A 24,856-nucleotide genomic window follows, 5' to 3' on the forward strand; every position below is an offset into this window, starting at 1 on the left:
GGCCGGCTTGCGATAACGGGCCGCCGTCGCGCAACGCGCGACGCGTGCCCGGTCGGAGGGACGGACCATGTACAAGCGGATTTTCGTCGGGCTCGACGGCAGCCCGAGCGCGCGTCTCGCGCTGAACGAGGCGATCCGGATCGCGGCGGCGTCCGGCGGCGAGGTCACCTGCGCTTATGTCGTCGAGCATCGGCCGCAGCTCGTCGACGTCGATGCGGGCTTCGCGGCCGAGCGCGACGGCGATGCGGCCGCGACCGCTGCCGCGACGCCGGTGCTCGACGACGCGAAAGCGGTGCTCGTGCAGCAGCGCGTGCCGGGCACCGTGCGCGCGCTCGACGCGTACGGCGAGGATGTCGCGACAGTGCTGATGCGCACGGCGGCCGAAGCCGACGCCGACCTGATCGTGATGGGCACGAGCGGGCGGCACGGCCTGCGCCGGCTGCTGCTCGGCAGCGTCGCGGAATCGCTGCTGCGCGCGGCCGACCGGCCGGTGCTGCTGGTGCGGCACGACGAGCCGGGCGCGCCGGCGGCCGCGTGACGCACGCGGTGCGACGCTGACGCTTGGGCGGTCGCGCTCGGGCGCCTGCCTGCCGCGCGCATTCGCCGGATGTTTGCCTGATGACACGCGCGACGCGCTGCGCGCCGCATCGCGCGTGAGCGCGCCTGTCGCTTCCATTGCGTCGTTCGGCGACGGCGCTCCGGATGCGCTCGCATGGACGCGATTGCGCGCCCGCGGTTGCATCCCGCCCCGCAGTTCTGGCAGCATCGACCGGTGTCCGCTTGTTCGCCGCGCGCATGGCCGCGGCGATCGACGCCGCGGCATCCGGCGGTACCCGGTCGCATCCGCGATGAGCGGGCCGCGCGCCGGATGCCCGGTTCCTTACCTTACCGACGTCATCCGCCATGCCGATTTCCGCTACCGACCTGATTCGCCAGTTCGACCTGCAGCCGCATCCCGAAGGCGGCTATTTCCGTGAAACCTACCGCGCGGCCGAGTCGGTCGTGCGTCCGGCCGATGGCGCGCCGCGCGCCGCGTCGACCGCGATCTACTACCTGTTGTGCGACGGCGCGTATTCGTCGTGGCACCGGATCCGCTCCGACGAGGTCTGGCATTTCTATGCGGGCGATCCGATCGAAGTGTGGGTGCTCGACGAGCGCGACGGGCTGACGATCCATCGGCTCGGCAACCCGCTCACGCGTCCGGGCACCGTGTTCCAGGCGGTCGTGCCGGCCGGGAGCTGGTTCGGCGCGCGCTGCGCGTCGCCGGAGCACGTCGCGCTCGTCGGCTGCACGGTCGCGCCGGGGTTCGAGTTCGCGGAATTCGAACTGGCCGATGCGGCCGCGCTGGCCGCCGCGTTTCCCGACTACGCGGAGCACGTCGCACGGCTCGCGCCGCGCCCGGACGCATGAGTGCGCCGACGGCACGCGCAGCCGCCCGAAGCCCGCGCCGCCGACGTATGTTCAGCGCGATCGCGGCCAAACCCGTTTAGAATGCCGGTGATGCACCGGGTCGGCTGCGGACGTGCCGCGGCGGTCGCTGCACAGCCGTACCGACAGCCCCCGTCGCGCGGCCCGCATGTCTTCCAGGAGCGCCGCCGTGTGGCACTTTCCCATTGCTATTCCATCGTCGCTCGGCCCGTGGGCCGTGTTCGCGAGCGTGTTGATCACGCAGCTCGGCGTGCCGGTGCCGGCCGTGCCGATGCTGATTCTCGGCGGCACGATGGCGGCGATGGGGCAGGCGTCGTGGGTCAGCATGTTCGCGGCGGCGATCGGCGCGACGATGCTCGCCGATTCGCTTTGGTTCTTCATGGGCCGCACGCGCGGCCGGCGCCTGCTGAACGGCCTCGTGCGCTTCTCGCTGTCGCTCGACACGACGCTGCGCTTCGCGCGTAACGTATTCGAAAGATATGGTGCGCCGCTGCTGGTGCTCTCCAAATTCCTGCCGGGCCTCGGCCTCGTGTCGGCGCCGCTGCTCGGCACGACTGCGATCGGCATCGGCGTGTTCCTGTTCTGGGATCTGGCCGGCGCGTCGCTGTGGGCCGCATTCTGGCTGATCGGCGGCGCGGCCATTCACGATCAGATCGTCCAGTTCGTGCTGTGGGTGCGCGCGAGCGGCGGCACGATTCTCGACGCGTTCCTCGCGATCTTCATCACGTTCCTGCTGTACCGCTGGGTGCGCCGTGTGCAGTTCCGCCGCTATCTCGCGCAGGTGCGCATCTCGCCGCCGCAGCTCGTCGAGATGATGACGTCGGACGAGCCGCCGCTGATCTTCGACGCGCGGCCGCGCGCGATCCGCGAGCGCGAACCGTACCGGATCGCGGGCGCGGTGCCGGTCGATCTCGATTCGCCGGACCTGCTCGACCCGGAAATGCTGAAACGGCCGATCGTCGTCTATTGCGTGTGCCCGAACGAGGCGACCGCGAAGCGTCTCATCGCGAAGATGCAGCGCAAGAAGATGATCCACAACATCCGGGCGCTGAAGGGCGGGCTCGATGCGTGGGAGAAACACGGTTATCCGGTCGAGCCGATGCCGGCCGATCTCGATGCGTCGCGCTATTTCGTGCGTCCCGAACATGGTGCGCTCGAAGGCGAATATACGGTGCGCGCGACGTTGTCGAAATAAATGCGCGCGCACCGCCGCGCGCATTTGAATTCCACCACCGGTTTCACGCATCGCGATTTTTTAGAAAATCGGCTGGCGTGAAACCTCTGATCATCCATATAATCCCGCCTTCATATTGCGTGCGCTTGATCGCGCACCTTCGACGCGCGTTCGTTCGCGCCGAAAGCGATTGATTCCGTTGCCGCTCGTCACGCGCACAACCGCGTCCCACGGGCCGCTCGGGCGTATTCCGTGAAAGGCCCGATCCGTTTTCCGGATTGTTCCGGAAAATACGGATAATCCGTGGCGATTCCAATCGGATTGACGCAGCATCCATGTCGTTTCTTATTTGGAAAACGACAGCAGGGATTATTTCGTTTTCGGCAGGCCATATCGGCATGAACGGTCGCGCATTGACATCGACACAATGACGGCGGCCTGCTCGCGGCTGCCAGGAGACGGATTTGAAACACGAAGAAGACCAGTTGCACCGCGGGCTGGAAGAACGGCACATCAACCTGATGGCGCTCGGCGCGACGATCGGCGTCGGACTGTTCCTCGGCTCGGCCACCGCGATCCGCACGGCCGGCCCGGCGATCCTGCTGACCTACCTGCTGGGCGGCATCGCGATCTTCCTGATCATGCGCGCACTCGGCGAGATGGCGATCACCAATCCGGTGTCCGGCGCGTTCAGCCGCTACGCACGCGACTATCTCGGCCCGCTCGCCGGCTATCTGACCGGCTGGACCTACTGGTTCGTGTGGATCGTCACCTGCATGGCGGAAATCACGGCGGTTGGCGTCTACATGCATATGTGGTTCCCCGACGTGCCGAACTGGATCTGGGCGCTCGCGGCGCTCACGGCGATGGGTTCGGTGAACTTCATCGCGGTCAAGCTGTACGGCGAATTCGAGTTCTGGTTCGCGCTGATCAAGATCGTCACGATCGTGCTGATGATCATCGGCGGCGGGCTGATGATCGCGTTCGGCATCGGCAACGGCGGTGTCGCGACCGGCATCTCGAACCTGTGGGCGCACGGCGGCTTCATGCCGAACGGCATCGACGGCGTGATCGCCGCGCTGCCGATCGTGATGTTCGCGTATCTCGGCGTCGAGATGCTCGGCCTCACGGCCGGCGAGGCGCGCAACCCGGAGAAGTCGCTGACGAAGGCCGTGAACTCGGTGTTCTGGCGCGTGCTGATCTTCTACATCGGCGCGCTGTTCGTGATCATGTCGCTCTATCCGTGGGACCAGATCGGCACGCAGGGCAGCCCGTTCGTGATGACGTTCTCGCGGCTCGGCATCCCGGCCGCCGCCGGCATCATCAACTTCGTCGTGCTGACCGCGGCGCTGTCGTCGTGCAACAGCGGCCTGTTCAGCACCGCGCGGATGCTCTACAACCTCGCGCAGCAGGGCCAGGCGCCGAGCAAGCTCGGCCGCGTGAACCGCAACGGGGTGCCGGTGTACGGCGTGATCGTATCGGTCGCGCTGCTGCTGATCGGCGTGCTGCTGAACTATCTCGCGCCACAGCACGTGTTCACGTGGCTCACGTCGGTGTCGACGTTCGGCGCGATCTGGACGTGGGGCGTGATCCTGATCGCGCAGATGCGCTTTCGCCGCACGCTGTCGGCCGACCAGATCGCGCGCCTGCCGATCCGCGTACCGTTCTATCCGCTCGGTTCGTTCGTCGCGCTCGGATTTCTCGCGCTGGTCGTGGTGCTGATGGCGTTCACGCCCGATACGCGCGTCGCACTCGTGATCGGGCCGGTGTGGATCGTGCTGCTCGGCATCGCGTATGCGCTGTTCTACGCGAACCGGCCGGCGGCATCGGTGCCGACGAAGTCGTAAGCGGCACGGGCAGGCGCTGGGCGATCGTTGATCGCGATCATGCGCGCGCGGGCTGGACGACCTATGCTGAACGAATCGCTTGTCCGAGTTTCGCGTGGCTACCCGCCGATCCCTGCGACCGCGGCGGCCGCCGCGCGCCGCTTCCGCGCGAAGCTTCCGTCGCCGTTCCGCGACGACGCGTACGCACGGAGGTCTTCGTCATGCAGCCTGCCCAGTCCATCCCGACGCTCGAGCGGATCGCGCTGGCCGTCGATCTGACGCCCGAATCGCTGTCCGCCGCACGCTACGCGCGCACGCTGCTGCGTCCGGGCATGCGATTGCGCATTGTCTGCGCAATCGACAACCCGCGCCTCGTATTGCCCGACATCCCGCGCATCGACGCGCTGCTGACGTCCGCGCGCGAGGACATGATGCGCGAAGCGCAAGCCGTCAACGCGCGGATCGAGGCGCTGTTCGCCGGCACCGGCATCGAGGTCGAGCAGGCCATCGTTGATACGTCGGTGACGGGCGGCACGGTCGCCGATGCGCTGGTGAACGACACGGCGGCGTGGCGCGCGGACGCGCTGGTGGTCGGCGCGAATCCGCATCACGGGCTGCTGCGGCTCGTCGAAGGCGCGATGTCGGACACGCTGACGACGCGCGCGCGCTGCGCGCTGCTGATCGTGCCGGCCGACTATGCGCGGCCGTCGGACGGCATGCTGCAGCGTCTGATGTTCGCGGTCGACGGCAGCGAGCCGTCGCTGCACGCGGCGCGCGTCGGGCTCGGCTTCGCGGCGCCGACGACGTTGCTGTACGCGGCGTACGTGATCGATCGCGCGGTTCGTCTGACCGATATCGTGCCGGTGCGCGCACTCGAGGATGCGTATCGCGCGGAAGGCGAGGATGCGCTGGCGAAGATCGGCCCGCTGTTCCATGCGACCGGGAACCCGTCCAAGCGCAGCGTCGTCGAAACCCGCGCGACGAGCGACGACGTGGCCCATGCGCTGATGCGCGACGCCGTGCACTGGCGGGCCGAACTGCTGGTGGTCGGCACGCACGGCCGGCGCGGCATCGCCGCCTGGCTGATCGGCAGCGTCGCGCGCCGCGTCGCGCACCTCGCGCAGGTGCCCGTGCTGCTCGTGCGCGGAGCCGAGTGAAGCGCGCTGTCGCGATCGAAGCGGGTTTGAATTGACCTGCATCAGAAACGGGGCGCGCATCGCGTGAGACATTGACGGAACATCCGGCGACGCAGCCGGTCGGTCGTGCATGCGCGACGACAGTCGGGTTGAGCGCAGGCAACGAACGGCCTGCCAATGGCTGCGATCTGCCGTCACATCATTTTCGGGAGCCGCGCCGCATGTACCGGGTGGTGGCGCGCCATCCGACCTGGAACTCTCCGGCACGAGGGTAGGCAGCCGACGGCTGCCTTGGAGGACGGGCGGGGTGAGCGTCACCCCGTCCGCTTTCCGCGTTCGCGTTATTGGCCCCGTCTGGATTTCTTTCCCCGCAGGAATCGTTGTCGATGCTGCCGTATGGAACGGCGCGTAATGTTGCGTGATGGCGCCGATGCGGATCGGCGAGGGTTACCGCATGCGCGCCGCTGCCGTACCTGCCCGGCACGCGGCAGGCGCTGCAAAGGTTGCGCGGTGCGCAGCCGTGGCACGCCCCGTGCCGTACCGGCTGCCTGCGCGTTCAGGTGGCGCGAAGAATCGACCTCAGGTCGTGCCGGTGGCCCGCACCGCGGCGTACATGCGGGTGTTGGCGCACGACATGCAGCGGCGCACACGCGCTGCACGTGCGGTTGCGCAGACGGTTCGCGTGCGGCCAGCCGGGGCGCGCCTTGCGGCGTGGTTCCGCAACGGCCGGCGCGTCGGGCGCGGCCCGCGCGCAGAGTGCCGCGGCGAACCGTTGCAGCGCGAGAACCGACCCCGCGACGCTCTGGTACTTTTCGCGGCCGATCTGCCCGTCGAGCATGACGAGCAGCCCGGCCTCGCGTGCGAGCGCAAGCAAGGCATCGAGATTGTCGGACGGGCGGTTGCCGGCCGATACGGCCTGGGCGGGCAGGGCGCGTGCGTTGTCCGACGCGCGCCGCTGGCATCTGCCGTCCCGGCCCGGAAAGTTGCGATGTGTCATGGTTGGTCTCCTGCGCCAGATCCCGCATGCCGGCTCGATGGCCGGCTGAGCGATGACCGGTATGAACGTTTCGTCCATGTCACCAGTATCGTATGGCGATAGCGCGCTGCCAAGCGGCGCGCGCTGAAGTCTCTGTCAGGGATTGCGCGGCCCGTATCGGAATCCGCTGACACGCGTGGCGGCCGATCGGCCGATCCGCCGGTTCGGCGGCGATCCGGCGCGTTCGTTCCGACGAATGGACAGCGCGTGGCGGGCGTCGCTTGACGCATGATTTTGGACGGTCTAAGTTGGCCACTGCATCGGCGTCGCGCGGCGTTCCATCGTTCGCCCGTCGCCTGTGCCGCGCCCGGGGTGGCGTGGCAGGGCTTCCAGTCTCGTTCGCGGGCAGTTTGCGCCGCGAGCCCAAGCGCGGCCGGTCCGGGGACGGATCGGCACGGCGGCACGCAACGTGCCGTTGATCGCGCGCAAATACGCGCCGGCGCATCGCACGCCGCGCGGCCGTCCAGTGTTTAAGCTTCCAGTACCGTCATCTTTTTCGTTCCTCGACCGTCAGGAGTTCGTCGATGTCCAAGGACAATATGCTCGATTCACTCAAGGAAGCTGCCGAACAACGCGCGATCGACGCGGATCAGTTGCGTGCAATGCTCGACGACGAAGTGCGCGTGCTGTCGTCCGGCGCGCGCGTGCACGACTACATCCACGTGTTCGCGATCCGGCATCTGCGCGAACGGATGCGCCAGCGAGACGCCCTCGACAGCGACACGCGGGCCGGGACGGCGTCCACGGAAGCCGATCCGCGCCCGAGCCATCGCCTGTGACGGGCAAACGCCGCGGCTGACGCGGCGGACGTTACCCGATCCGTCTCACCGGGCCACGACCCGGCCCCGATCGACATTCATGCATGCGGTCGACGGCGAGCCGGGCGCCCCGCAACGCCCGGTGATTCCCGCATGGCCGCGCCCGAAGGCGAGCGCGCGGGCGCTGGTCGGGCGCGGCCATCCTGACGATCTGCCGACAGTTACCGCATTCGTTCGTCATACAGTTCACTGAATTGTCACGACGGCCTCAAGTAAGCGGCGCGATTTGCCGTTTACCCGGTGAAATCGTCCACCGGGCGTTCGCGCTCCCTTACCGAGTCGTTGCCATGCTCTCGTCCATCCGCGCCCGCATCCTCGCCGCGTGCGTCGCCATCGTCGTATTCGCGCTCGTCGCCACGACGCTGATCAACTACTTCATCGCCCGCTCGTACAACGACGACGCGATCGACCGCAACCTGACCTCCGTCGCGAGCGGCCACGTGGTCGGGATCGCCGACTGGGTCGCCACCCGCAGCCGGATGATCGCGTCGCTGCAGGATGCCGCGCTGACGCCCGATCCGCTGCCGGTGTTCAAGCAGATGGCCGCGGCCGGCGGCTTCACGAACGTCTACGCGGGCTATGCCGACAAGGCGTTCCGCTTCTCCGACCCGACCGGCATCCCGCCCGACTACGACCCGACCGGCCGCCCGTGGTACAAGCAGGCCGCGCAGGCCGGCAAGCCGGTCGTCACGCCGCCTTACGTCGACGCCGGCACGGGCAACCTCGTCGTCACGTTCGCGGTGCCGATCCTGCGCGACGGCGCGCTGAAGGGCGTCGTCGCCGCGGACGTCGCGATGGACAGCGTGATCGCGAACGTGAAGTCGATCCGCCCGACGCCCGCGAGCTTCGGGATGTTGATCGACAGCAGCGGCCACATCGTCGCGCATCCGGACTCGAAGCTCACGCTGAAGCCGGTTGCCGACGTATCGCCCGAGCTCGGCGCGATGAGCGCCGCGACGGTCGCGGCGGCAAACGCGCCGGTCGAGGTGAGCGTCGGCGGCGACGCGAAGCTGGTGCGCGCGCGGCCCGTGCCGGGCACCGACTGGTATGCGCTGGTGCTGCTCGACAAGTCCGAAGCGACGGCCGGGATGCGCTCGCTGCTGACCGCGTCGCTGATCACGCTGGTCGTGATCGTCGGCATCGCGTCGCTGATCATCGGCGCGATCACCGCGACCGCGTTCCGCCGCCTGTCGCAGGTGCGCCAGGCGATGGCCGCGATCGGCTCGGGTGCCGGCGACCTGACGCAGCGCCTGCCGGCCGACGGCCGCGACGAAGTCGCCGACATCGCGCGCTCGTTCAACAGCTTCGTCGACAAGCTGAATGATGTGATGCGCGAGATCCGCGACGCGAGCGAATCGGTGCGCACGGCCGCGAACGAGATCGCGGCGGGCAACCAGGACCTGTCGTCGCGCACCGAATCGGCGGCGGCGAGCCTCGAGGAAACGGCCGCATCGATGGAAGAGATCACCGCGACCGTCGGCCAGTCGGCCGCGGCGGCCGGCCAGGCCGACGAGCGCGCGGCGGCTGCGTCGCGGATCGCGTCACACGGCGGCGTGGTCGTGTCGGACGTCGTCGCGACGATGGAGAAGATCGAGGAAGCGTCGGGCCGGATCGGCGACATCATCGGCGTGATCGACGGGATCGCGTTCCAGACCAACATCCTCGCGCTGAACGCGGCCGTCGAAGCAGCGCGCGCGGGCGAGCAGGGCCGCGGCTTCGCGGTCGTCGCGCAGGAAGTGCGCAGCCTCGCGCAACGCAGCGCACAGGCCGCGCGCGAAGTGAAGGTGCTGGTCGAATCGACGGTCGCGAGCGTGTCGGCCGGGTCCGGGCAGGTGCGCCAGGCCGGCGACACGATGCGTGAGATCGTCTCCAACGTGTCGAACGTGACGACCATCATCTCCGAGATCACGCACGCGGCGAACGAGCAGACGCGCGGCATCCAGGAAGTGAATCGCGCGGTCACGCAGCTCGACGAAATGGTGCAGCAGAACGCGGCGCTCGTCGAACAGTCGACCGCCGCCGCGACCGCGCTGCAGTCGCAGGCGAACGCGCTGGCGACGACGGTTGGGCGATTCAAGGTGGCGTAACCGAGCCCCGCGGAGGTGCGGCCGCGCCGCTCACGAGCGGCCGCTGTCGCGCATCAGCGCGAGCCGGTTGTAGAGCGTCTTCAGGCTGATCCCGAGCGCCTTCGCCGCGCGCGGCTTGTCGCCGTCGAAGTAGCGCAGCGTCGCCGCGATGAAGCGCTGCTGCGTATGGTGCAGCGTCGCGCCGAGCGGCAGCGCCATCGCGTTGTCCGACATGCGCTCAGGCGGCATTGCCTGCTTCGGCAGCGCGACGTCGATGCCTTCGTCCGACAGGATGTACGCGCGCTCGATCGTGTTGTGCAGCTCGCGTACGTTGCCGGGCCACGAATACGCGCGCAGCGCCGCGATCGCAGCATCGGTCAGCCGCTTGTGCGAGCAGTGCCGCGCGTTGAGCGACGCGACGAATTCCTGCGCGATCGTCTCGACGTCGCCGTCGCGCTGGCGCAGCGGCGGCACGTACAGCGCGAACGCGGCGAGGCGGTAGAACAGGTCCTCGCGCAGCCGGCCGTCGCGCACGGCCTCGGCCGGGTTGTGGCGCGTGGCCGACACGATGCGCACGTCGAGCGGAATCGGCTCGGTGCCGCCCACCCGCACGATCGCATTCGACTCGATCGCCCGCAGCAGCTTCACCTGCAGCGACGCGGGCATTTCCGCAATCTCGTCGAGCAGCAGCGTGCCGCCGCGCGCGGCTTCGAAGAAGCCTTCCCGCTGCGCGATCGCACCGGTGAAGCTGCCTTTCTCGTGCCCGAACAGTTGCGATTCGGCGATATCGGGCGGAATCGCGCCGCAGTTCACGGGCACGAACGGGCCGTCCCGCCGCGCACTGAGATCGTGCAGCCGGCGCGCGACGATATCCTTGCCGACCCCGCTTTCGCCGGCAATCATCACGCTGGCGCGGGTCGGCGCGATTTTCTCGATGCGGCCGAGCAGCGTGCGCATCGCAGAGGACCGGCCGGACAGCCGGCGGTCGTCTGCACGCTGCTTCGACCGGTTTGCGGTTTCACCCATCGGCATCAGCGGGCCGTTTTGAAAATCGGCATCACGCGTTCCGTTCGTTGCAATATTTATCATCGACAGCGAAACGGCCGTGAAGGTGCCGCGGAATAGGAATTTCCAATGTACGCGGCGAGGGCGGAAGCCTTACTTCATCGGTCTTTCCGCGCGCCATATCGGTGCTTTTTTACAGAAACCGATGAAAAAGCCGATCGCTGCCGTATTCCGCCGCGGCAAACGGCGGCATCGACCCGGTGCCGGGCCGGTTGCGATGCGATAGACCGCCCGCCCCACACGCCGTCCGGCCATCTTCTGCCCGAACACCGATTCATGCCCGCGTCGGGCACGTGGTTTGCGGACGCGTCCACGCTCGCCCGGCACGCTCGACGGCAGGCAGGATGGCCGCAAAGCGGCGCGACGCCGCATGGCGGAAGCCGGCGCGAGGCAAGGATGCAATGAAAACTCTGACCCGTGAGGTGCTACGGCAGGGCGCATGGGTCGTGCTGGCCGTCGGGCTGGCGTCCGCGCTGCAGGCGTGGGCGATTCGGGCCGTCGGCGAGCACGCGCCGTTTGCGCCGCTGCCTTTCTATGCAGGCGTTGCGGCTGCCGCGTGGCTGACGTCGTTCGGCGGCGGCCTGGCCGCGACCGCCGCGAGCGTGGCCGTGATCGGCACGTTGTGGTGGCGCGATGCGCCGCTCGCCACGCTGCTCGCGCAGGCCGGCGCGTTCGTCGCGATCAGCTTCGTCGAGTGCGTGCTCGTGATGGCCGTGAAGCCGCTGCTCGCGAACGACCGCCTGCGCGAACCCGACGACGAAGGCGACGCCGACGCGCGCTCGCCGCATCGCGAGCCGGCGCCTGCCGCGCGCCTGCCGGACGTGCCTGACGACGGCCTGCTGCGCCGGGTGGTCGACGCTTCGCCCGATGCGATCGTCGGGGTCGATGCCGGGCGGCGGATCACGAGCTGGAACCCGGCCGCGCGGCGGATCTTCGGGATCGACGCGGCGCAGGCCGCCGGGCGCGACGTCGTCGCGATGATCGCGCCGCGCTGGTTGCGACGCCATCCGGTGCCCGCATCGTTCGCGAACCAGCGCGCGCCGGTCGGGCCGCTCGACGTGCTGTGCGTGCGCCGCGACGGCGCCCGTTTTCGGGCGACCTTCGCCGCGTCGCCGATCGTCGATGCGCAGGGCAACTGCATGGGCCTGTCAATGACGCTGCGCGAAGCGCGCGAACGCCGCCGCGACGAGCGGCGCGACCTGCGCTCGCTGCGCGGCGCGCGCGACGCGCGTGTGCAGGCCGACACGTCGAACCGGCTGAAGGACGAGCTGCTGGCCACGGTGTCGCACGAACTGCGCACGCCGCTGAACGTGATCTACGGCTGGGTCGAGGTGCTGCGCAACGTCGACGGGCATGAGCTCGCGGCACAGGCAGTCGACGCGATCGACCGCAGCGCGCGGTCGCTGTCGCACATGGTCGCCGACCTGCTCGACGCGTCGTCGCTCGCGACGGGCCGGCTTCGCCTCGAACGCGTGCCGGTCGATCTCGTGCGGGTCGTGCGCGACGCCGTGCGCGAACTTGACGCGACGGCGCAGGCGAACGGGCTCGAGATGTCGACGGAGTACGCGATGCCGAGTTGCGTGATTCAGGCCGACGACGAACGCTTGCGCCAGGTCCTGTCGAACCTGCTGTCGAACGCGATCAAGTTCACGCCGCCGGGCGGGCGGATCAACGTGTCGCTGACGCGCGCGGGCGAGCGCGTGCGGCTGTCGGTCGCCGACACGGGGCAAGGCATTGCGCCGGAATACCTGCCGCACCTGTTCGAGATCTTCAGCCGGCCCGAAGGCGCGTTCGCGTCGCCGAAGCGCGGCCTCGGGCTCGGCCTGTCGATCGTGCGCAACATCGCGCAGCTGCACGGCGGCGACGTCGCCGCGACGAGCGCGGGCGCCGGACGCGGGACGACCGTGACGATCACGCTGCCGGCCGGCTGGGACACTGACGATCCGGCCGAGAACCTGGCGCGAACGACGGACACATCGGACGCGGGGACGCTCGACGGCCAGCGCGTGCTCGTCGTCGACGACGACGCCACATCGCGCGCCAGCCTCGCCGCGGCGCTCGAAACGATGGGCGCGCAGGTATCGACCGCGCAATCCGGCCACGACGCGTTTGACGCATTGGAGCGGCATCCGCCGAGCGTCGTGCTGTCGGATCTCGCGATGCCGGACGGCGACGGCTTCTGGCTGCTCGACCGCATCCGGCATTTGCCGGCCGGCGGCGGGCACCTGCCTGTCGTTGCCGTTACCGCGCATGCCGGCAACGCCGACCGGCACCGCGTGATGGCGGCCGGCTTCGACGCGTATCTGTGCAAGCCGGTCGACATGCCGACGCTGGCGAGCGTGATCGCCGACGTCGCGCCGGACGGTACGCATCACAAAGGGCACGACCGGTAGCGGCCGGCCCGCTCCGTCGCGATACACGGAGGCCCGGATGACAACGATTCGAATGAACCGGTACGGGCGCCGGCCGGCGGTATTCCTGTCGGCCGCCGCCGCTGGCGCACTGGCGTTCGCGCTCTCGCATGCGCAGGCGCCGCCCGCTTCGTCGACTCAGGTCGCGCCGGGCATCGTCCGCCCCGGCACGACTGCCGACGAGGCCGGCATGACGCAGCGTCCGACCGGCATCGACGCCGAGTTCGTCGACAAGGCCGGCATGATCGGCAAGGTGGAACGGCAGGCCAGCCAGCTCGCGCTCGATCGTTCTTCGAACCCGGCCGTGAAGGCGTTCGCGCGCCGGATGCTCGACGATCACGGCCGCATCGCCGGCGAATTGCGGCAGCTTGGCACGCAAAAGGGCGTGCCGGTCCAGACGCGGATGCTGGTCGATCCGGCGGTGACGGCATTGCGAACGAAGGAGGGGCACGCGTTCGACACGGCCTATGTTGCGCTGGTAGGCCCGCGCACGCACGAGGAGGCGATCCGGCTCTACGAAGCCGAGGCGCGCGATGGCCGAGACCCGCAGCTCCGTGCGTTCGCGGCCGGCACGCTGGCGACGCTGAACGCGCATCTGGCCGCCGCGCGGCAACTCGCGCGAACGGTGGCAGCCGCGCACTGACCTCGCACTGACCTGCATCGCAACCGGCTGGCTTCGGCGGCGCTACCGCTTGCCGTCCTCGGGGCCGCCCGGCGATGCCTCGTACGGCGGCGCGTCGAGCGCCGTTTCGCCTTCCTCGATCAGCCAGTACGGCGAACTGCCGTAGTACGCATGCAGCGCCTCGGCCCAGTCCGGGTCGGCCATTGCCGGCCAGCGCCCCTTGTCGAAGCCGGGCGCTTCGCGCACGCGCCGGGTGTCGACGGGCAGCACGAAGCATTTGCGCTCGACATCGAGCACGAGCACGTTCCACGGCACCGCGAGCAGCTTGTCGCCGATCCCGAGCAAACCGCCCGACGACACGACCGCGTACGCGATCCGGCCGGAACGCACGTCGAGCATGATGTCCGTGACCTTGCCGATGTCGTCGCCGTCCATCGTCAGCACGCGATCGCCTTCGAGCGTGCGGGCGGCCATCACGTCGGGCCCCGGCCCGCCGCCGGCCGTGCGGCGGTTGTCGCCGACAATGCGCGCGTCGTCGCGCGACGGTCTGTCCGTTGTCATCGAAAACCTCCTGGTCGAAGCGGCACCCGGGCGGCCCGCGCGGAATGCGCGGGCGCCGGTCAACGCCGGCGCGGCAGCGACACGTCCTCGAGCGTATTGGCGAGCTCGTCGCGCTCGGGGCCGCCCGCGCGCGTCGCGATGTCGCCGAGCGACACGATGCCGACCAGCCGCATGCCGCGGTCGAGCACCGGCAAGCGATGCAGCTGCACGTCGGCCATCCGCTGCTGGACGTCGCCGACACCGTCGTCCTCGACGCACCACTGCACCGGCGTGGACGCGACCGCCAGCACCGGCGTATCGGACGAATGGCCGTGCGACAGCCCGCGTACCGCCAGGTCGCGGTCGGTCACGATCGCGACGAGCTCGGTGCCGTCGCAAACGGGCAGCACGCCGATATCGAAGCGCTGCATCAGTTCGGCCGCATGGCGAATCGTGTCGGTCGGCGCGACGCACACCACGTCGCGCGACATGATCTCGTTGACGCGATACATGAACGCCTCCTTCGTGAGCGAAACGGTTCAGAAGCAGGTGGCGTGCCGCGGGCACGCCGTACACGCCGGGCCTCGACGGCCGGGCGACGGAGAAATTTGCCAGCCCGCTTGTACATCTTCCACGGCGGCAGCCGCGAACCGGCGGTGCGGGAAGTCAGTGGCCGATGCCCGTCATCGCGACGATCGCGAGCACGACTGCGCTCTCGATGGCCGCCAGCGCGGCGACGCCGGCGGCGCCGCTGATTTCATGCCATCTGCGTTCAAGGCGTTTCATCACAACACTCCGGATTGCTCCGGCACGCCGATGCGCCGCAGCGCACCGCGAGCCGGGTGCCGCCGTCAGCCGTGATCGGGGGGCGGTGAAGGGACGTGCGGCGTGCGACGTGGGTGCTCGCCGGACGGCTTGGCAGGGTCGATACGGGTCGCGCCGCCGACGGCGGGCGGGTCGCTGGCCGGAAACGTCTCCTCGAGCCCCTCGTCGATGCGTTCCTCCGTCCTGTCTTTGGACGGCGGACGCGACGTGGCGAGCTGGAGCAGTCCGGCAGCCGGTGACACGGCGTCGTGGCGGCCGGTGGCTTGAACGGTCATGGTCGAACCTCCTTGGTCGTTGATGCGGGCGCAAGCGCCGTGCCTGTACGGCGGCGACGGCACGGTGCTTGCGCGCCGGGGAAGCCGGACGGGTGCGCGGACATGCGCGGCGCGGCGTCGGCGCGGACGAGAGGACATCGTGATGAATGCATCCCAGGAAAGGATACGTTACGACGCGAGCGTATGCGGCGGCGATTTCGCGCGCGTGCGCGAGCGTTTCGATACATGGAAGCGCGAATCACTGGTCTATCGGCCCGAGCGGCGCGTGTTCGACGGCAAGGACGAGGTGCGCGAACTGAACGACACGGTCTACGACGGCCCCGGGCGCGCGCAGCGGGCGCTCGTCGCGCAATGCGCGCCGTCCGATCCGTTCGCGCTCGCGGTGCGGCTGATCGCGGAAGGGCGCACGATGTGGCTGGTGATGGCGGCCTACGCCGACTGACCGCGCGGCGCCCATCGAAGCCGTGCATTGCGCGGGAGCGGGCACGCCGCTTGCGCGCGGTCGCGGTGCCATCGAGATGCGCGCCGTCGCGCGGGAGTGACATGAATACGCCATCCACGCTGCACCGCCCCGAGCCGACGACACCCGACGTCGTCCCGGACCCGCCACCGCCCGGGCACGACGATCCAGTCGATCCGCCGGTGCCCGAAGGGCTGCCGCAGGGCGACCCGCCGTCGCGCCCGCCGCCGATCCGGATGCCGGGCGGAAGCGGTGCGCCGCAACCGGCCGCGCGAACACTGAAAAGGAGGACCCTCATGGACATTCACGTGCAATCACCAGACAAGCGCGCGATCGCTCAGGTGCTGGGCCGCTATTTCGAATCGCGCTCGCTGCGCTATCACATCGAGGAATTGCCGGGCGGCGTGCTGCAGATCGGCTTTCGCGCGAGCGGCCGTCCGGCCGCCGTGACCGTCTCGTTCGACGATGCCGCGTACGACACCTATACGCACTGGGATGCCAGCCAGAAACAGCTCGCGCTCGGACGGCTCGCCGACGGCTTCTCGCGGATGATGTCGACGCGCAGCACGGCCGCGCTCGCCGGCGACTATCACGTCGAGCGTTTCTGATTCCGCAACGCTTCCCGGATCGTTCCGGACTAGGCAAGGTGCCCGCGCGCAGCGGGCGCTTTGCGTCTGAGCGCGCGTCGCGTAGGATGTCCGTTAATTCAGCGCATGCTACGTTCGCGCCGCAGGCTGCCGGCCATTGCAGCCGAAGAGGCGCAACGCGCTTTCCCTCAGGTTCGTTTCGTGCAACCGACGGAGACCGCCTTGATGACTGTTGCTCGCCCGTTGCTGTCACCCGGCGCACGCCGGTTCGTATCCGGCCTGTCGGCCTGCGCGGCGCTTGCCGCGGCCGGCGCCCGCGACGCGTCGGCCCAGACCCCTTCGCCGCTCGGCGAATGGCAATACTCGGCCGGCGTGCCGCTCGAGAAACTGTTCGATCCGAACATCTCCACGTGGAATGTCAGCGTCGGCGCCGCGATGACGCTGCAGCCGCGCTATGCGGGCTCCGACCGATATCGCGTGCTGGGTGGCCCGAATCTCGACGTCCGCTATCGCGACCTGTTCTTCCTGTCGACGGGCGAAGGCCTCGGCGCGAACGTGCTGCGCGGGCCGAACTGGCGCGTGAGCCTGTCGGTCGGCTATGACCTCGGGCGCCGTTCGGCCGACGATAGCGAGCATCTGAACGGCCTCGACAACATCAACGCGGCACCGGTGATGAAACTGTCGGCCGATTACGTGATCTCGAAGGAATTTCCGCTCGTGCTGCGCGCGGACATCCGGCGCAGCCTCGGCGGCTCGAACGGCTGGGTCGGCGATTTCTCCGCGTACATGCCGATGCCGGGCAGCAACGAAAAATTCTTCTGGTTCGCGGGGCCGACCGTGTCGTTCGCCGATTCGCGCTACATGAACAGCTGGTTCGGCGTGAGCCAGGGCGCCGCCGCGCGCTCGGGGCTGCCGGCTTATTCGTCGGGTGCGGGAATCAAGTCGGCAGGCGTGGGCGTGACGATGGTCTGGTTCGTGAACAAGCACTGGTTCGTCACGATGGACGGCGCGATCGAGCAGCTCGTCGGCCGCGCGGCGCGCAGCCCGATCACGCAGCAGTCGACCAACGGGGTGTTCGACATGTCGGTGAATTACCAGTTCTGACCGGGGCCGGGCAGCAGAGGGCAGATGCGGCGCGCGGCATTGCCCGTCACATTTGATATGATTCCGACCTGTACAAATGTACAGTGATCAAACCCCGTGACGCCTGCTTCGCCGACGCCCCCGGCGTTTTACTACCTGACCAATTTCGAACGCGCGCTGGCCTGGCTCGGCGAGCGTTACGACGACCTGTTCGACGCGCACGAGCACGCCTTCGTCCGGCATTTCGCGACGCTGCCGCAGGCGTCGCGCGCGCTGCTCGTCCGGATGCTGATGCGCAACGGGTCCGACTTCCGCGCCAGCAAGCTCGTGTACGACGAAATCGGCTGCGCGCTCGCTGCTGCCGCGCCGCTCGTCGAGCTCAGCTGGGTCGATCCGGCGCCCGCGCTGACGCTCGACGAATTGTTCGCGCTGTCGACCAAGGCCGATCTGCTGCGCATCTTCCCGTCGCTCGCCGCGTATGCGGGCGAGCGCAAGCCCGAATGGCTCGAACGGCTGCGGCCCGCGCACGACGTCGCGCAGCCGCTCGACGCATGGTGCGCGCAGGCCGGCGACCGCGTGCTGCGCGTGACGGTCGGCGCGCTGTGCGACCGGCTGCGGCTGATGTTCTTCGGCAATCTCCATCAGGACTGGAGCGAGTTCGTGCTCGCCGATCTCGGCGTGTTCCAGTACGAAAGCGTGCCGATCGCGCCGTCGTCGCGCGCGTTCCAGCAGCGTGGCGACGTCGACGCGTATCTCGCGCTGCAGATGTGCCGCGACGCGCTCGACGCGTGGCCCGACGATCTGCCGTTCGACGACCTGGTACGCGCGCTCGACGCGGTCGGCTGCGCGCAGCCGTGGCTCGCGACGCGCCGCGCGAAACTGCTGTTCGCGCTCGGGCAGACGTGCGAACGCCGCGCCGACTGGGCCGCCGCGCTCGACGCGTACGCGCGCAGCGCATGGCCCGGCAGCCGCCACCGGCGCATCCGCGTGCTCGAACGCTGCGGGCGCGACGACGACGCGCTCGCGCTGGCGCTCGATGCTCGCGGCGGCTTCGAGAGCGACGAGGAACGCCAGCGCGTCGAGCGCATGCTGCCGCGCCTGCAGCGCCGGCTCGGCCAGCGCGTCGAACGCGCGGCCGCCGCGGCCGACGTGCCGCGCGAGACGCTCGTGCTCGCGCGCCCCGACGCATTCGTCAGCGTCGAATTCGCGGTGCGCGACCATCTCGCGCAGCCGGCTTCGCCGGTCCATTACGTCGAAAACACGCTGATCAATTCGCTGTTCGGGCTGCTGTGCTGGGAGCCCGTGTTCGCGGCCGTGCCCGGCGCGTTCTTCCACCCGTTCCAGCGCGGCCCGGCCGACCTGCACGCGCCCGATTTCGCCGCGCGCCGCGCGGACGCGTTCGCCGCGTGCTTCGCGCAGCTCGATTCAGGCACGTACCGCGACACGATCCGCCGGCATTTCGCGACGAAGGCGGGGCTGCAGTCGCCGTTCGTGTTCTGGGGCGTGCTGACTGAAGCGTTGCTCGACGAGGCGCTCGCGTGCCTGCCGCCCGAGCACTTGCGGTTGTGGTTCGCGCGCCTGCTCGCGGATATCCGCAGCAACCGCTCGGGGCTGCCCGATCTCGTCCGCTTCTGGCCCGGCGAGCGCCGCTACGAGCTGATCGAGGTGAAGGGCCCCGGCGACCGGCTGCAGGACAACCAGACGCGCTGGCTCGCGTACTGCGTCGCGCACGGCATTCCAGTGCGCGTCGTCGATGTCGAGTGGGCCGGCGCGGGCGTCGCGCACGCCGAAGCGGCAGGGCTGTCCGCATGAGCTACGTCGTCGCGGTGCGGGCGATGTGCGAGTTCACCGCGCGGCGCGGCGATCTCGACTTGCGCTTCACGCCCGCGCCGACCGCGCTCGAAGGCATCGCCGGCCACGGCGCGGTCACGTCGAAGCGCGGCGCGCGCTACGAAACCGAGATCGCGCTGACGGGCACGTGGGGCACGCTCACCGTGCGCGGCCGCGCGGACGGCTACGATCCCATGGCAAACCGCGTCGAGGAAATCAAGACCTATCGCGGCAGCCTCGACGCGATGCCGGCCAACCACCGCGCGCTGCACTGGGCGCAGGCGAAGGTCTATGCGCACCTGATGTGCGACGCGCGCGGCCTCGCGGAAATCGACGTCGCGCTCGTGTATTTCGACATCGTGTCCGAGCGCGAGACCGTGCTGACTGAAACGCTGGACACGAGCACGCTCGCGGCGTTCTTCGCCGAGCAATGCGCGTGCTTCGTCGGCTGGGCGGAGCGCGAGACGGCCCATCGCGCGGCGCGCGATGCGGCGTTGCGTGCGCTGACTTTTCCGCATGGCCGGTTCCGCAGCGGCCAGCGCGAGCTGGCGGTGGCCGTCTATCGCGCGGCGCGCGAAGAGCGCTGCCTGATGGCGCAGGCGCCGACCGGCATCGGCAAGACGGTCGGCACCGTGTTCCCGCTGCTGAAGGCGTGCGGCGAGGGCGAGCTCGATCACGTGTTCTTCCTGACCGCGAAAACGCCCGGCCGCGCGCTCGCGCTCGAAGCGGCGACGACGCTCGGCGCCGGCACGCCCGCGCTGCCGCTGCGCGTGCTGGAACTCGTCGCGCGCGACAAGGCGTGCGAGCATCCGGACAGCGCGTGCCACGGCGAATCGTGCCCGCTCGCGCAAGGTTTCTACGACCGGCTGCCGGCCGCGCGCGACGCGGCGATCGAGGCCGGCCTGCTCGATCGCAATACCGTGCGCACAGCCGCGCTCGCGCACGACGTCTGTCCGTACTATCTGGCCCAGGAACTCGCGCGCTGGTCGGACATGGTGATCGGCGACTACAACTACTACTACGACGGCAGCGCGATGCTGCATACGCTCGCGCAGCAGAACCAGTGGCGCGTCGGCGTGCTCGTCGACGAAGCGCACAACCTGCTCGACCGCGCGCGCAAGATGTACAGCGCGTCGCTCGATCCGTTCGCGTTCGCGGCCGCGCGCGAAGCCGCTCCCGCGGCGCTGCGCAAGGCGTTCGACCGGCTCGCCCGCGCGTGGGGCACGGTCAATCGCGCGCAGGCCGAGCGCTATGCCGCGTATCCGGAGATTCCGGGCCCGATCGTGTCGGCTGTGCAGAACCTCGTCGCGGCGATCGGCGAACACCTGACCGACGCGCCGCGCGCGAACGGTGACGCGCTGCTGCGCTTTCATTTCGAGGCGATCCAGTTCGGCGTGCTCGCGGACGCGTTCGACAGCGCATCCCTCTTCGACGCGACGCTGCACGGCGAACCGATGCCGCGCCAGCCGGCGCTCGACGGCGTCGCGTCGGCCAGCCGGCGCCGCCGCGTCCAGTCGACGCTGTGCGTGCGCAACGTGATCCCGGCCGGCTTTCTGGCGCCACGCTACGAAGCCGCGCGCGCGACCGTGCTGTTCTCGGGTACGCTGAGCCCGTTTCATTTCTACCGCGACACGCTCGGGTTGCCCGGCGATACCGGCTGGCTCGACGTCGACGGGCCGTTCCGCGCCGAGCAACTGACGGTACGCGTCGCGAGCCACGTGTCGACGCGCTGGCGCGACCGCGACCGTTCGCTCGAACCGATCGCGGACCTGATCGCCGCGCAATACGCGGCGCGGCCCGGCAACTACCTCGGCTTCCTGAGCAGCTTCGACTACCTGGGGCGCGTGGTTGCGCTGATGCAGGCGCGCCATCCGGACGTGCCCGTGTGGGCGCAGGCGCCCGGCATGGCCGAAAGCGAGCGCGACGCGTTTCTCGCGCGCTTCGACGCGGGCGGGCGCGGCGTCGGCTTCGCGGTGCTGGGCGGTGCGTTCTCGGAAGGCGTGGACCTGGTCGGCGAACGGTTGATCGGCGCGTTCATCGCGACGCTCGGGCTGCCGCAGGTCAACGACGTCAACGAGCAGATGCGGCGCGCGATGGAGGCGCGCTTCGGCAACGGCTACGACTACATGTACCTGTACCCGGGCTTGCAGAAGGTCGTGCAGGCGGCCGGGCGCGTGATCCGCACCGAGCACGACGAAGGCGTCGTGCACCTGATCGACGACCGTTACCGAAGGCGCGAAGTGCGCGATCTGCTGCCGCGATGGTGGCGGATCGGATGACGGTGGCGCCGCCCGCCGCTACAGCACGTTGAGCATCGCGAGCGCGGCTTCCTGCAGGTGCGGCAGCACGCGCCGCACGGCGTCGTCGGCCGTCTCCGCGCCGATCGGCATGTTCGTGCTCAGCGCGGCGACCACTTCGCCGTGACGGTTCTTCAGCGGCACCGCGATCCCGCGCACGCCGACCTGCAACTGCTGTTCGATCGCCGCGAAACCGGCGTCGCGCGCCCGGTCGACCTGTTCGAGCAGCCGCGCCTTGTTGGTGATTGTGTGCGGCGTGAACGGCGGCAGTTCGGTGGCGTCGAGCCACGCGCGCACGGCTTCGCGATCCGGATGATGCGCGAGCAGCACGACGCCCGGCGACGTCAGCGGCGCCGGCACGCGCGCGCCGAGCACGAAGCCGGTCGTCATCACGCGCGACACGCCGTTGCGCGCGATGAACACGAGTTCCCAGCCGTCGAGCACGCTGACGTACGCCGATTCGTTCAACGACGCGCTCAGTTGCTGCAGATAGGGCTGGACCGTGCGCGGCAGGCGGGCGGAATCGAAGTACGACCAGCCGACCCGCAGCACGCGCGGCGTGAGTCCGTACAGCTTGCCGTCGGTGTAGACGTAGCCGAGCGATTCGAGCGTCAGCAGGTAGCGCCGCGCGGCCGTGCGCGTGAGACCGGTGCGCGCGGCGGCCTGGGTGGGCGTCATGCGTGCGTGCTGGCTGTCGAATGCTTCCAGGATCATCAGGCCTTTTTCCAGGCCGGCAATCCAGTCGCGTCGGTCGAGTTCGGGCTTTTTCATCGTGGGTGCGCGGATGGATGCGCGATGTTCGCGCAGGAGTGGGCGATTATCGCAGCAGATTGCCGGGCTGAAACACCGCGGCCGACCGGCGCAGCACGACGTTTGTGTCATCCTCCGTGCGAGTGGCGGGCCATGGTTGTCAGCACGCCGATCTCCGCGATTTCCTGCCTCTGGCCGACGATCATCGACTGCGCGACGGAGCGCACGGCAAAGCTGCGACCGTATTCGCTTGCGAAGCGAGCCATGGTGAGTGCGCTGAGGTGGTGCCGCAGCATCAGGCTCAGGAACAACGTGTCGAATGCCGGCCCGCGACTGTGCATCAGCCGGTCCAGTTCTACGTTGGTCGCGAGTCCCGGCATCGCATTTCGATTTTCCCGACACTGATCGATCAGGCGCTCATACTCCTCGTCGTAGCTTCGCGAACGTCGGTAGGCGTCCACCATCCACATCATGCCGGCTTGAGGCGTGGTGCGAGGGGCTTGCCACAGCATCAGCCATCCCTGCATCTGGCCGATTTCGACGAGTTGTTCGTGCAGGATACGTTCGGCCAGCGCGCGAACGCGCATCGATCCTTTGTCGTAGGCCAGTTGAGCCATCAGGACCGCCTGCTCGTGATGCAGCGACATGTCCTGTGCGAAGCCCACATCGACCGAACTGTTTGCAGTCGCACTTCGGGCGTTGACGACGAGCACCGTCTCTCGTGCGTCCGCGGGGTGTTCCACCGCGGACGCACGATGCAGGAAAACAGACAATGCCGCGCCCGTCGCGAACGACGCGAATACCGCGACCGGCACGAGGACGCGGCTCCTCCTGACGCGAATCGATTTCATCGCATACCCGCCTGATCAGCCGAGGATTGCCGTCCGCGCCATTGCCACGACCGAAAGCAGCCAATCGGTCGGGCCGGTGCCCGTATTCGACGCCATCGAACCCTGCACGCTCGCCGGCAGCACCGCTGCGCCGCTGGAAGTCGCGCCGACCGGGTAGACCCCATTGTCGAACTTGAGCACCAGGAATCCGTTGTCCTGGCACGTGACCCAAAGCTGACCGTTGACGAAACGCGGCGGCGATGAACACCAATCCGTGGACAGGTTCGCCCGACCGCCGGTCAGCGTGCCGGTCAGCAGCTTGACCGGATCGATCACGCTGCCGTCATAGAGCGGATCCTTGATCGGCAGCATCGCGTGCTCCGAACCTGGCAGCGTGGCGCGATCGCCGGGACGGGCCGGCGGATTGAAGTAGGCGATTTCCTTCGGGTGTAGCGGATCGACGATATTGAAGACGCGGATGCCGGACTGAAAATATCCGCATGCCAACGCGGTCGGATTGGCCGGCCGATCGACGTTGCAATAGTGGACGTCATATTGGAACGCGCCATTGCCCGCGCTGTCGGCCACGGCCGCCGAGCGATTTTGCGGAAGCTGGATCGCGAGACGGAGGTGGGACACGATCTGCGGTTGCTGCTCGTTCGTGATGTCGATAAAGCGCACGCCGCCGTTGGCAAGTTCGTCGGTCACGATCAGGTAATTGCGGCCGCCGTAGGTGACGGGAATCGTCTTCTGCGTGACCGAACCGTCGGTCCAGTAGATCGCGCTGACTGGCCGTACCACCGGCAGCGGTTGCCGGTTTTGGATATCACTGACATCGACGATCGCGATGCCCGCGGGAAGCGCACTCGTCAGATACATCCGGTTGCCGTCCGGGCTGAACGAGAAGCCGTGATTGGTCACCAGTGTCGAGCCATTCAGGTAAATCGTCTTTGGCGCCGTCGGGTTGCTGACGTCGATGGCGGTCATGCTGCCCGGTACGAAGCCGGTGGTCCAGTAGGTCCGCCCATCCGGCGACCAGCCGCCTTCGTGTGCCGCATTGGCAAGCGGCGGCGTATTGCTGCCCAACAGCATTCGGTTAAGCAGCCGGGGGTGTGCGCAATCCCTGACGTCGTACAAATCGAACGTGCCGACCCCGATGCCAGGCCCGACGCCGGCGCCAGCCAGCATGGTGCCCTGGTCGTTGACCTTCAGCGACTCCCAGGTGCCGGTGAACATCGCATTGGTGGTCAGGTTGGTCGCAAACGCGGGATGCGCCGGATTGCTCACATCGACGACCTGCACGCCTTGCCGCGTCTTTTGCGGGATCCCGTACCAGGACGTCGCCATATAGGCGCAAGTACCGGTCGACGCATTGACCCACGAAGCGCCTTCGCCGCGATACTGGCCGACCAGCGACATATTGCAGGTATAGCCCTGCTGGTTGCGTCCGCTCTGCCGGTCGGCGAGCGGGACTTCTCCTTGCAATGCGGTCTCGGGCGCGGAACCTGCACCGCAATGCGCGGCGGGGACTGCAATTGCGCCGTTGGTCGAAATATCGTTTGCGGTGCCGGCGCATGCGGGCCCGCCAACAAGGCCGGAGCCTAGCGCCAGAAGAGTCGCAAGCCAACGAATGCCGGAAGGATGTGAATATCGGGTTCTAGTCAAGATTGTCTCCGTTTCCTTGTTTATTCGAGTGTTGTGGCAATCATTTCTCGTGCACCGGAGGGTAATTCGGCATGCCCATCCATCGCGGCTGATCCGGTGCCTCGGTAAGTTAGGAAAACAAACTGACTGGAT

At 68.7% G+C, this 24,856-nt stretch carries 22 protein-coding genes; 14 read left to right on the plus strand and 8 right to left on the minus strand.

Going from position 1 to position 24,856, the window contains the following annotated elements; translation table 11 throughout:
- Nucleotides 1–67 precede the first annotated feature (67 nt).
- The 5 genes from BFF94_RS06725 to BFF94_RS06745 all read left to right on the plus strand — a co-directional run bounded on the left by BFF94_RS06725 (nucleotide 68) and on the right by BFF94_RS06745 (nucleotide 5,585).
- Nucleotides 68–538 (plus strand): universal stress protein, encoded by a 471-nt coding sequence (locus tag BFF94_RS06725; RefSeq protein ID WP_219139130.1) that lies wholly within the window; start codon nucleotides 68–70, stop codon nucleotides 536–538.
- A 365-nt stretch (nucleotides 539–903) separates the two neighbouring features.
- Nucleotides 904–1,410, plus strand: a complete 507-nt coding sequence (locus BFF94_RS06730) for a cupin domain-containing protein (protein WP_219139131.1) — start codon at nucleotides 904–906, stop codon at nucleotides 1,408–1,410.
- Nucleotides 1,411–1,597: 187 nt separating this feature from the next.
- Nucleotides 1,598–2,623 (plus strand): DedA family protein/thiosulfate sulfurtransferase GlpE, encoded by a 1,026-nt coding sequence (locus BFF94_RS06735; RefSeq protein WP_128843308.1) that lies wholly within the window; start codon nucleotides 1,598–1,600, stop codon nucleotides 2,621–2,623.
- 443 nt (nucleotides 2,624–3,066) lie between these two features.
- Entirely contained in the window at nucleotides 3,067–4,449 is a 1,383-nt protein-coding gene (locus tag BFF94_RS06740; RefSeq protein WP_128843307.1) for an amino acid permease, read from the plus strand.
- 200 nt (nucleotides 4,450–4,649) lie between these two features.
- Nucleotides 4,650–5,585 carry a universal stress protein gene (locus BFF94_RS06745; RefSeq protein WP_219139132.1) on the plus strand — a complete coding sequence of 312 codons (936 nt, stop codon included), beginning with the start codon at nucleotides 4,650–4,652 and terminating at the stop codon, nucleotides 5,583–5,585.
- A 535-nt stretch (nucleotides 5,586–6,120) separates the two neighbouring features.
- On the opposite strand, the gene BFF94_RS06750 is transcribed toward BFF94_RS06745, so the two are convergent.
- Nucleotides 6,121–6,561, minus strand: a complete 441-nt coding sequence (locus tag BFF94_RS06750) for a hypothetical protein (protein WP_128843306.1) — start codon at nucleotides 6,559–6,561, stop codon at nucleotides 6,121–6,123.
- A 563-nt stretch (nucleotides 6,562–7,124) separates the two neighbouring features.
- On the opposite strand from BFF94_RS06750, the gene BFF94_RS06755 reads away from it, so the two are divergent.
- Both BFF94_RS06755 and BFF94_RS06760 read left to right on the plus strand, forming a co-directional pair.
- On the plus strand, nucleotides 7,125–7,379 hold the full coding sequence (locus BFF94_RS06755; RefSeq protein WP_128843305.1) for a DUF3562 domain-containing protein: 255 nt from the start codon (nucleotides 7,125–7,127) through the stop codon (nucleotides 7,377–7,379).
- Between the two features lie 326 nt (nucleotides 7,380–7,705).
- Nucleotides 7,706–9,505 (plus strand): methyl-accepting chemotaxis protein, encoded by a 1,800-nt coding sequence (locus BFF94_RS06760; RefSeq protein ID WP_219139133.1) that lies wholly within the window; start codon nucleotides 7,706–7,708, stop codon nucleotides 9,503–9,505.
- A gap of 30 nt (nucleotides 9,506–9,535) precedes the next feature.
- Here the strand turns inward: BFF94_RS06760 and BFF94_RS06765 are convergent, their stop codons facing one another.
- Complete coding sequence (locus BFF94_RS06765) at nucleotides 9,536–10,573, minus strand: sigma-54 interaction domain-containing protein (protein ID WP_128843304.1); 1,038 nt, start codon at nucleotides 10,571–10,573, stop codon at nucleotides 9,536–9,538.
- Nucleotides 10,574–10,950: 377 nt separating this feature from the next.
- Between BFF94_RS06765 and BFF94_RS06770 the strand changes: the two genes are divergently transcribed.
- The gene (locus BFF94_RS06770; RefSeq protein WP_219139134.1) at nucleotides 10,951–12,942 is read left to right on the plus strand and encodes a hybrid sensor histidine kinase/response regulator; all 1,992 of its coding nucleotides are present in this window, start codon (nucleotides 10,951–10,953) and stop codon (nucleotides 12,940–12,942) included.
- Between the two features lie 37 nt (nucleotides 12,943–12,979).
- Nucleotides 12,980–13,603, plus strand: coding sequence for a DUF4142 domain-containing protein (locus BFF94_RS06775; protein WP_219139135.1), 624 nt, complete (start codon nucleotides 12,980–12,982; stop codon nucleotides 13,601–13,603).
- Between the two features lie 42 nt (nucleotides 13,604–13,645).
- Here BFF94_RS06775 and BFF94_RS06780 read toward each other — a convergent pair whose 3' ends face one another.
- The 3 genes from BFF94_RS06780 to BFF94_RS06790 form a co-directional block, all read right to left on the minus strand.
- Nucleotides 13,646–14,143, minus strand: coding sequence for a PRC-barrel domain-containing protein (locus tag BFF94_RS06780; protein WP_128845333.1), 498 nt, complete (start codon nucleotides 14,141–14,143; stop codon nucleotides 13,646–13,648).
- Nucleotides 14,144–14,202: 59 nt separating this feature from the next.
- Nucleotides 14,203–14,634: a CBS domain-containing protein gene (locus BFF94_RS06785; RefSeq protein ID WP_128845335.1), complete on the minus strand. Its 432-nt coding sequence runs from the start codon at nucleotides 14,632–14,634 to the stop codon at nucleotides 14,203–14,205.
- Nucleotides 14,635–14,973: 339 nt separating this feature from the next.
- Nucleotides 14,974–15,222, minus strand: a complete 249-nt coding sequence (locus BFF94_RS06790; protein ID WP_128845337.1) for a hypothetical protein — start codon at nucleotides 15,220–15,222, stop codon at nucleotides 14,974–14,976.
- Nucleotides 15,223–15,364: 142 nt separating this feature from the next.
- Between BFF94_RS06790 and BFF94_RS06795 the strand changes: the two genes are divergently transcribed.
- The 5 genes from BFF94_RS06795 to BFF94_RS06815 all read left to right on the plus strand — a co-directional run bounded on the left by BFF94_RS06795 (nucleotide 15,365) and on the right by BFF94_RS06815 (nucleotide 21,461).
- Complete coding sequence (locus tag BFF94_RS06795) at nucleotides 15,365–15,664, plus strand: hypothetical protein (protein WP_128845339.1); 300 nt, start codon at nucleotides 15,365–15,367, stop codon at nucleotides 15,662–15,664.
- A gap of 314 nt (nucleotides 15,665–15,978) precedes the next feature.
- Entirely contained in the window at nucleotides 15,979–16,290 is a 312-nt protein-coding gene (locus tag BFF94_RS06800; protein ID WP_128845341.1) for an ATP-binding protein, read from the plus strand.
- A 204-nt stretch (nucleotides 16,291–16,494) separates the two neighbouring features.
- A complete protein-coding gene (locus tag BFF94_RS06805; RefSeq protein WP_128845343.1) occupies nucleotides 16,495–17,373 on the plus strand; it encodes a MipA/OmpV family protein in 879 nt (292 codons plus the stop codon).
- Between the two features lie 96 nt (nucleotides 17,374–17,469).
- Complete coding sequence (locus BFF94_RS06810; RefSeq protein ID WP_219139136.1) at nucleotides 17,470–19,164, plus strand: VRR-NUC domain-containing protein; 1,695 nt, start codon at nucleotides 17,470–17,472, stop codon at nucleotides 19,162–19,164.
- Nucleotides 19,161–21,461 carry an ATP-dependent DNA helicase gene (locus tag BFF94_RS06815; protein WP_128842056.1) on the plus strand — a complete coding sequence of 767 codons (2,301 nt, stop codon included), beginning with the start codon at nucleotides 19,161–19,163 and terminating at the stop codon, nucleotides 21,459–21,461. The genes BFF94_RS06810 and BFF94_RS06815 overlap by 4 nt, the downstream gene beginning before the upstream one ends.
- A gap of 18 nt (nucleotides 21,462–21,479) precedes the next feature.
- On the opposite strand, the gene BFF94_RS06820 is transcribed toward BFF94_RS06815, so the two are convergent.
- The 3 genes from BFF94_RS06820 to BFF94_RS06830 all read right to left on the minus strand — a co-directional run bounded on the left by BFF94_RS06820 (nucleotide 21,480) and on the right by BFF94_RS06830 (nucleotide 24,724).
- Nucleotides 21,480–22,250 carry an IclR family transcriptional regulator domain-containing protein gene (locus tag BFF94_RS06820; RefSeq protein ID WP_128842055.1) on the minus strand — a complete coding sequence of 257 codons (771 nt, stop codon included), beginning with the start codon at nucleotides 22,248–22,250 and terminating at the stop codon, nucleotides 21,480–21,482.
- Between the two features lie 107 nt (nucleotides 22,251–22,357).
- Entirely contained in the window at nucleotides 22,358–23,080 is a 723-nt protein-coding gene (locus tag BFF94_RS06825) for a DUF305 domain-containing protein (protein ID WP_128842054.1), read from the minus strand.
- Nucleotides 23,081–23,095: 15 nt separating this feature from the next.
- On the minus strand, nucleotides 23,096–24,724 hold the full coding sequence (locus BFF94_RS06830) for an LVIVD repeat-containing protein (RefSeq protein WP_128842053.1): 1,629 nt from the start codon (nucleotides 24,722–24,724) through the stop codon (nucleotides 23,096–23,098).
- Nucleotides 24,725–24,856: the final 132 nt, after the last annotated feature.

This window comes from Burkholderia catarinensis (assembly GCF_001883705.2).
In the GTDB taxonomy this organism is placed as follows: Bacteria; Pseudomonadota; Gammaproteobacteria; order Burkholderiales; family Burkholderiaceae; genus Burkholderia; species Burkholderia catarinensis.

Bases quoted from the DNA above. Each gene is read 5' to 3' on its own strand.
- BFF94_RS06750 (WP_128843306.1), bottom strand. From the start codon at position 6,561: ATGACACATCGCAACTTTCCGGGCCGGGACGGCAGATGCCAGCGGCGC.
- BFF94_RS06820 (WP_128842055.1), bottom strand. From the start codon at position 22,250: ATGAAAAAGCCCGAACTCGACCGACGCGACTGGATTGCCGGCCTGGAA.
- BFF94_RS06765 (WP_128843304.1), bottom strand. From the start codon at position 10,573: ATGATAAATATTGCAACGAACGGAACGCGTGATGCCGATTTTCAAAAC.
- BFF94_RS06825 (WP_128842054.1), bottom strand. From the start codon at position 23,080: ATGAAATCGATTCGCGTCAGGAGGAGCCGCGTCCTCGTGCCGGTCGCG.
- BFF94_RS06795 (WP_128845339.1), top strand. From the start codon at position 15,365: ATGAATGCATCCCAGGAAAGGATACGTTACGACGCGAGCGTATGCGGC.
- BFF94_RS06755 (WP_128843305.1), top strand. From the start codon at position 7,125: ATGTCCAAGGACAATATGCTCGATTCACTCAAGGAAGCTGCCGAACAA.
- BFF94_RS06770 (WP_219139134.1), top strand. From the start codon at position 10,951: ATGAAAACTCTGACCCGTGAGGTGCTACGGCAGGGCGCATGGGTCGTG.
- BFF94_RS06800 (WP_128845341.1), top strand. From the start codon at position 15,979: ATGGACATTCACGTGCAATCACCAGACAAGCGCGCGATCGCTCAGGTG.
- BFF94_RS06790 (WP_128845337.1), bottom strand. From the start codon at position 15,222: ATGACCGTTCAAGCCACCGGCCGCCACGACGCCGTGTCACCGGCTGCC.
- BFF94_RS06760 (WP_219139133.1), top strand. From the start codon at position 7,706: ATGCTCTCGTCCATCCGCGCCCGCATCCTCGCCGCGTGCGTCGCCATC.
- BFF94_RS06775 (WP_219139135.1), top strand. From the start codon at position 12,980: ATGACAACGATTCGAATGAACCGGTACGGGCGCCGGCCGGCGGTATTC.
- BFF94_RS06725 (WP_219139130.1), top strand. From the start codon at position 68: ATGTACAAGCGGATTTTCGTCGGGCTCGACGGCAGCCCGAGCGCGCGT.
- BFF94_RS06780 (WP_128845333.1), bottom strand. From the start codon at position 14,143: ATGACAACGGACAGACCGTCGCGCGACGACGCGCGCATTGTCGGCGAC.
- BFF94_RS06730 (WP_219139131.1), top strand. From the start codon at position 904: ATGCCGATTTCCGCTACCGACCTGATTCGCCAGTTCGACCTGCAGCCG.
- BFF94_RS06745 (WP_219139132.1), top strand. From the start codon at position 4,650: ATGCAGCCTGCCCAGTCCATCCCGACGCTCGAGCGGATCGCGCTGGCC.
- BFF94_RS06815 (WP_128842056.1), top strand. From the start codon at position 19,161: ATGAGCTACGTCGTCGCGGTGCGGGCGATGTGCGAGTTCACCGCGCGG.
- BFF94_RS06785 (WP_128845335.1), bottom strand. From the start codon at position 14,634: ATGTATCGCGTCAACGAGATCATGTCGCGCGACGTGGTGTGCGTCGCG.
- BFF94_RS06805 (WP_128845343.1), top strand. From the start codon at position 16,495: ATGACTGTTGCTCGCCCGTTGCTGTCACCCGGCGCACGCCGGTTCGTA.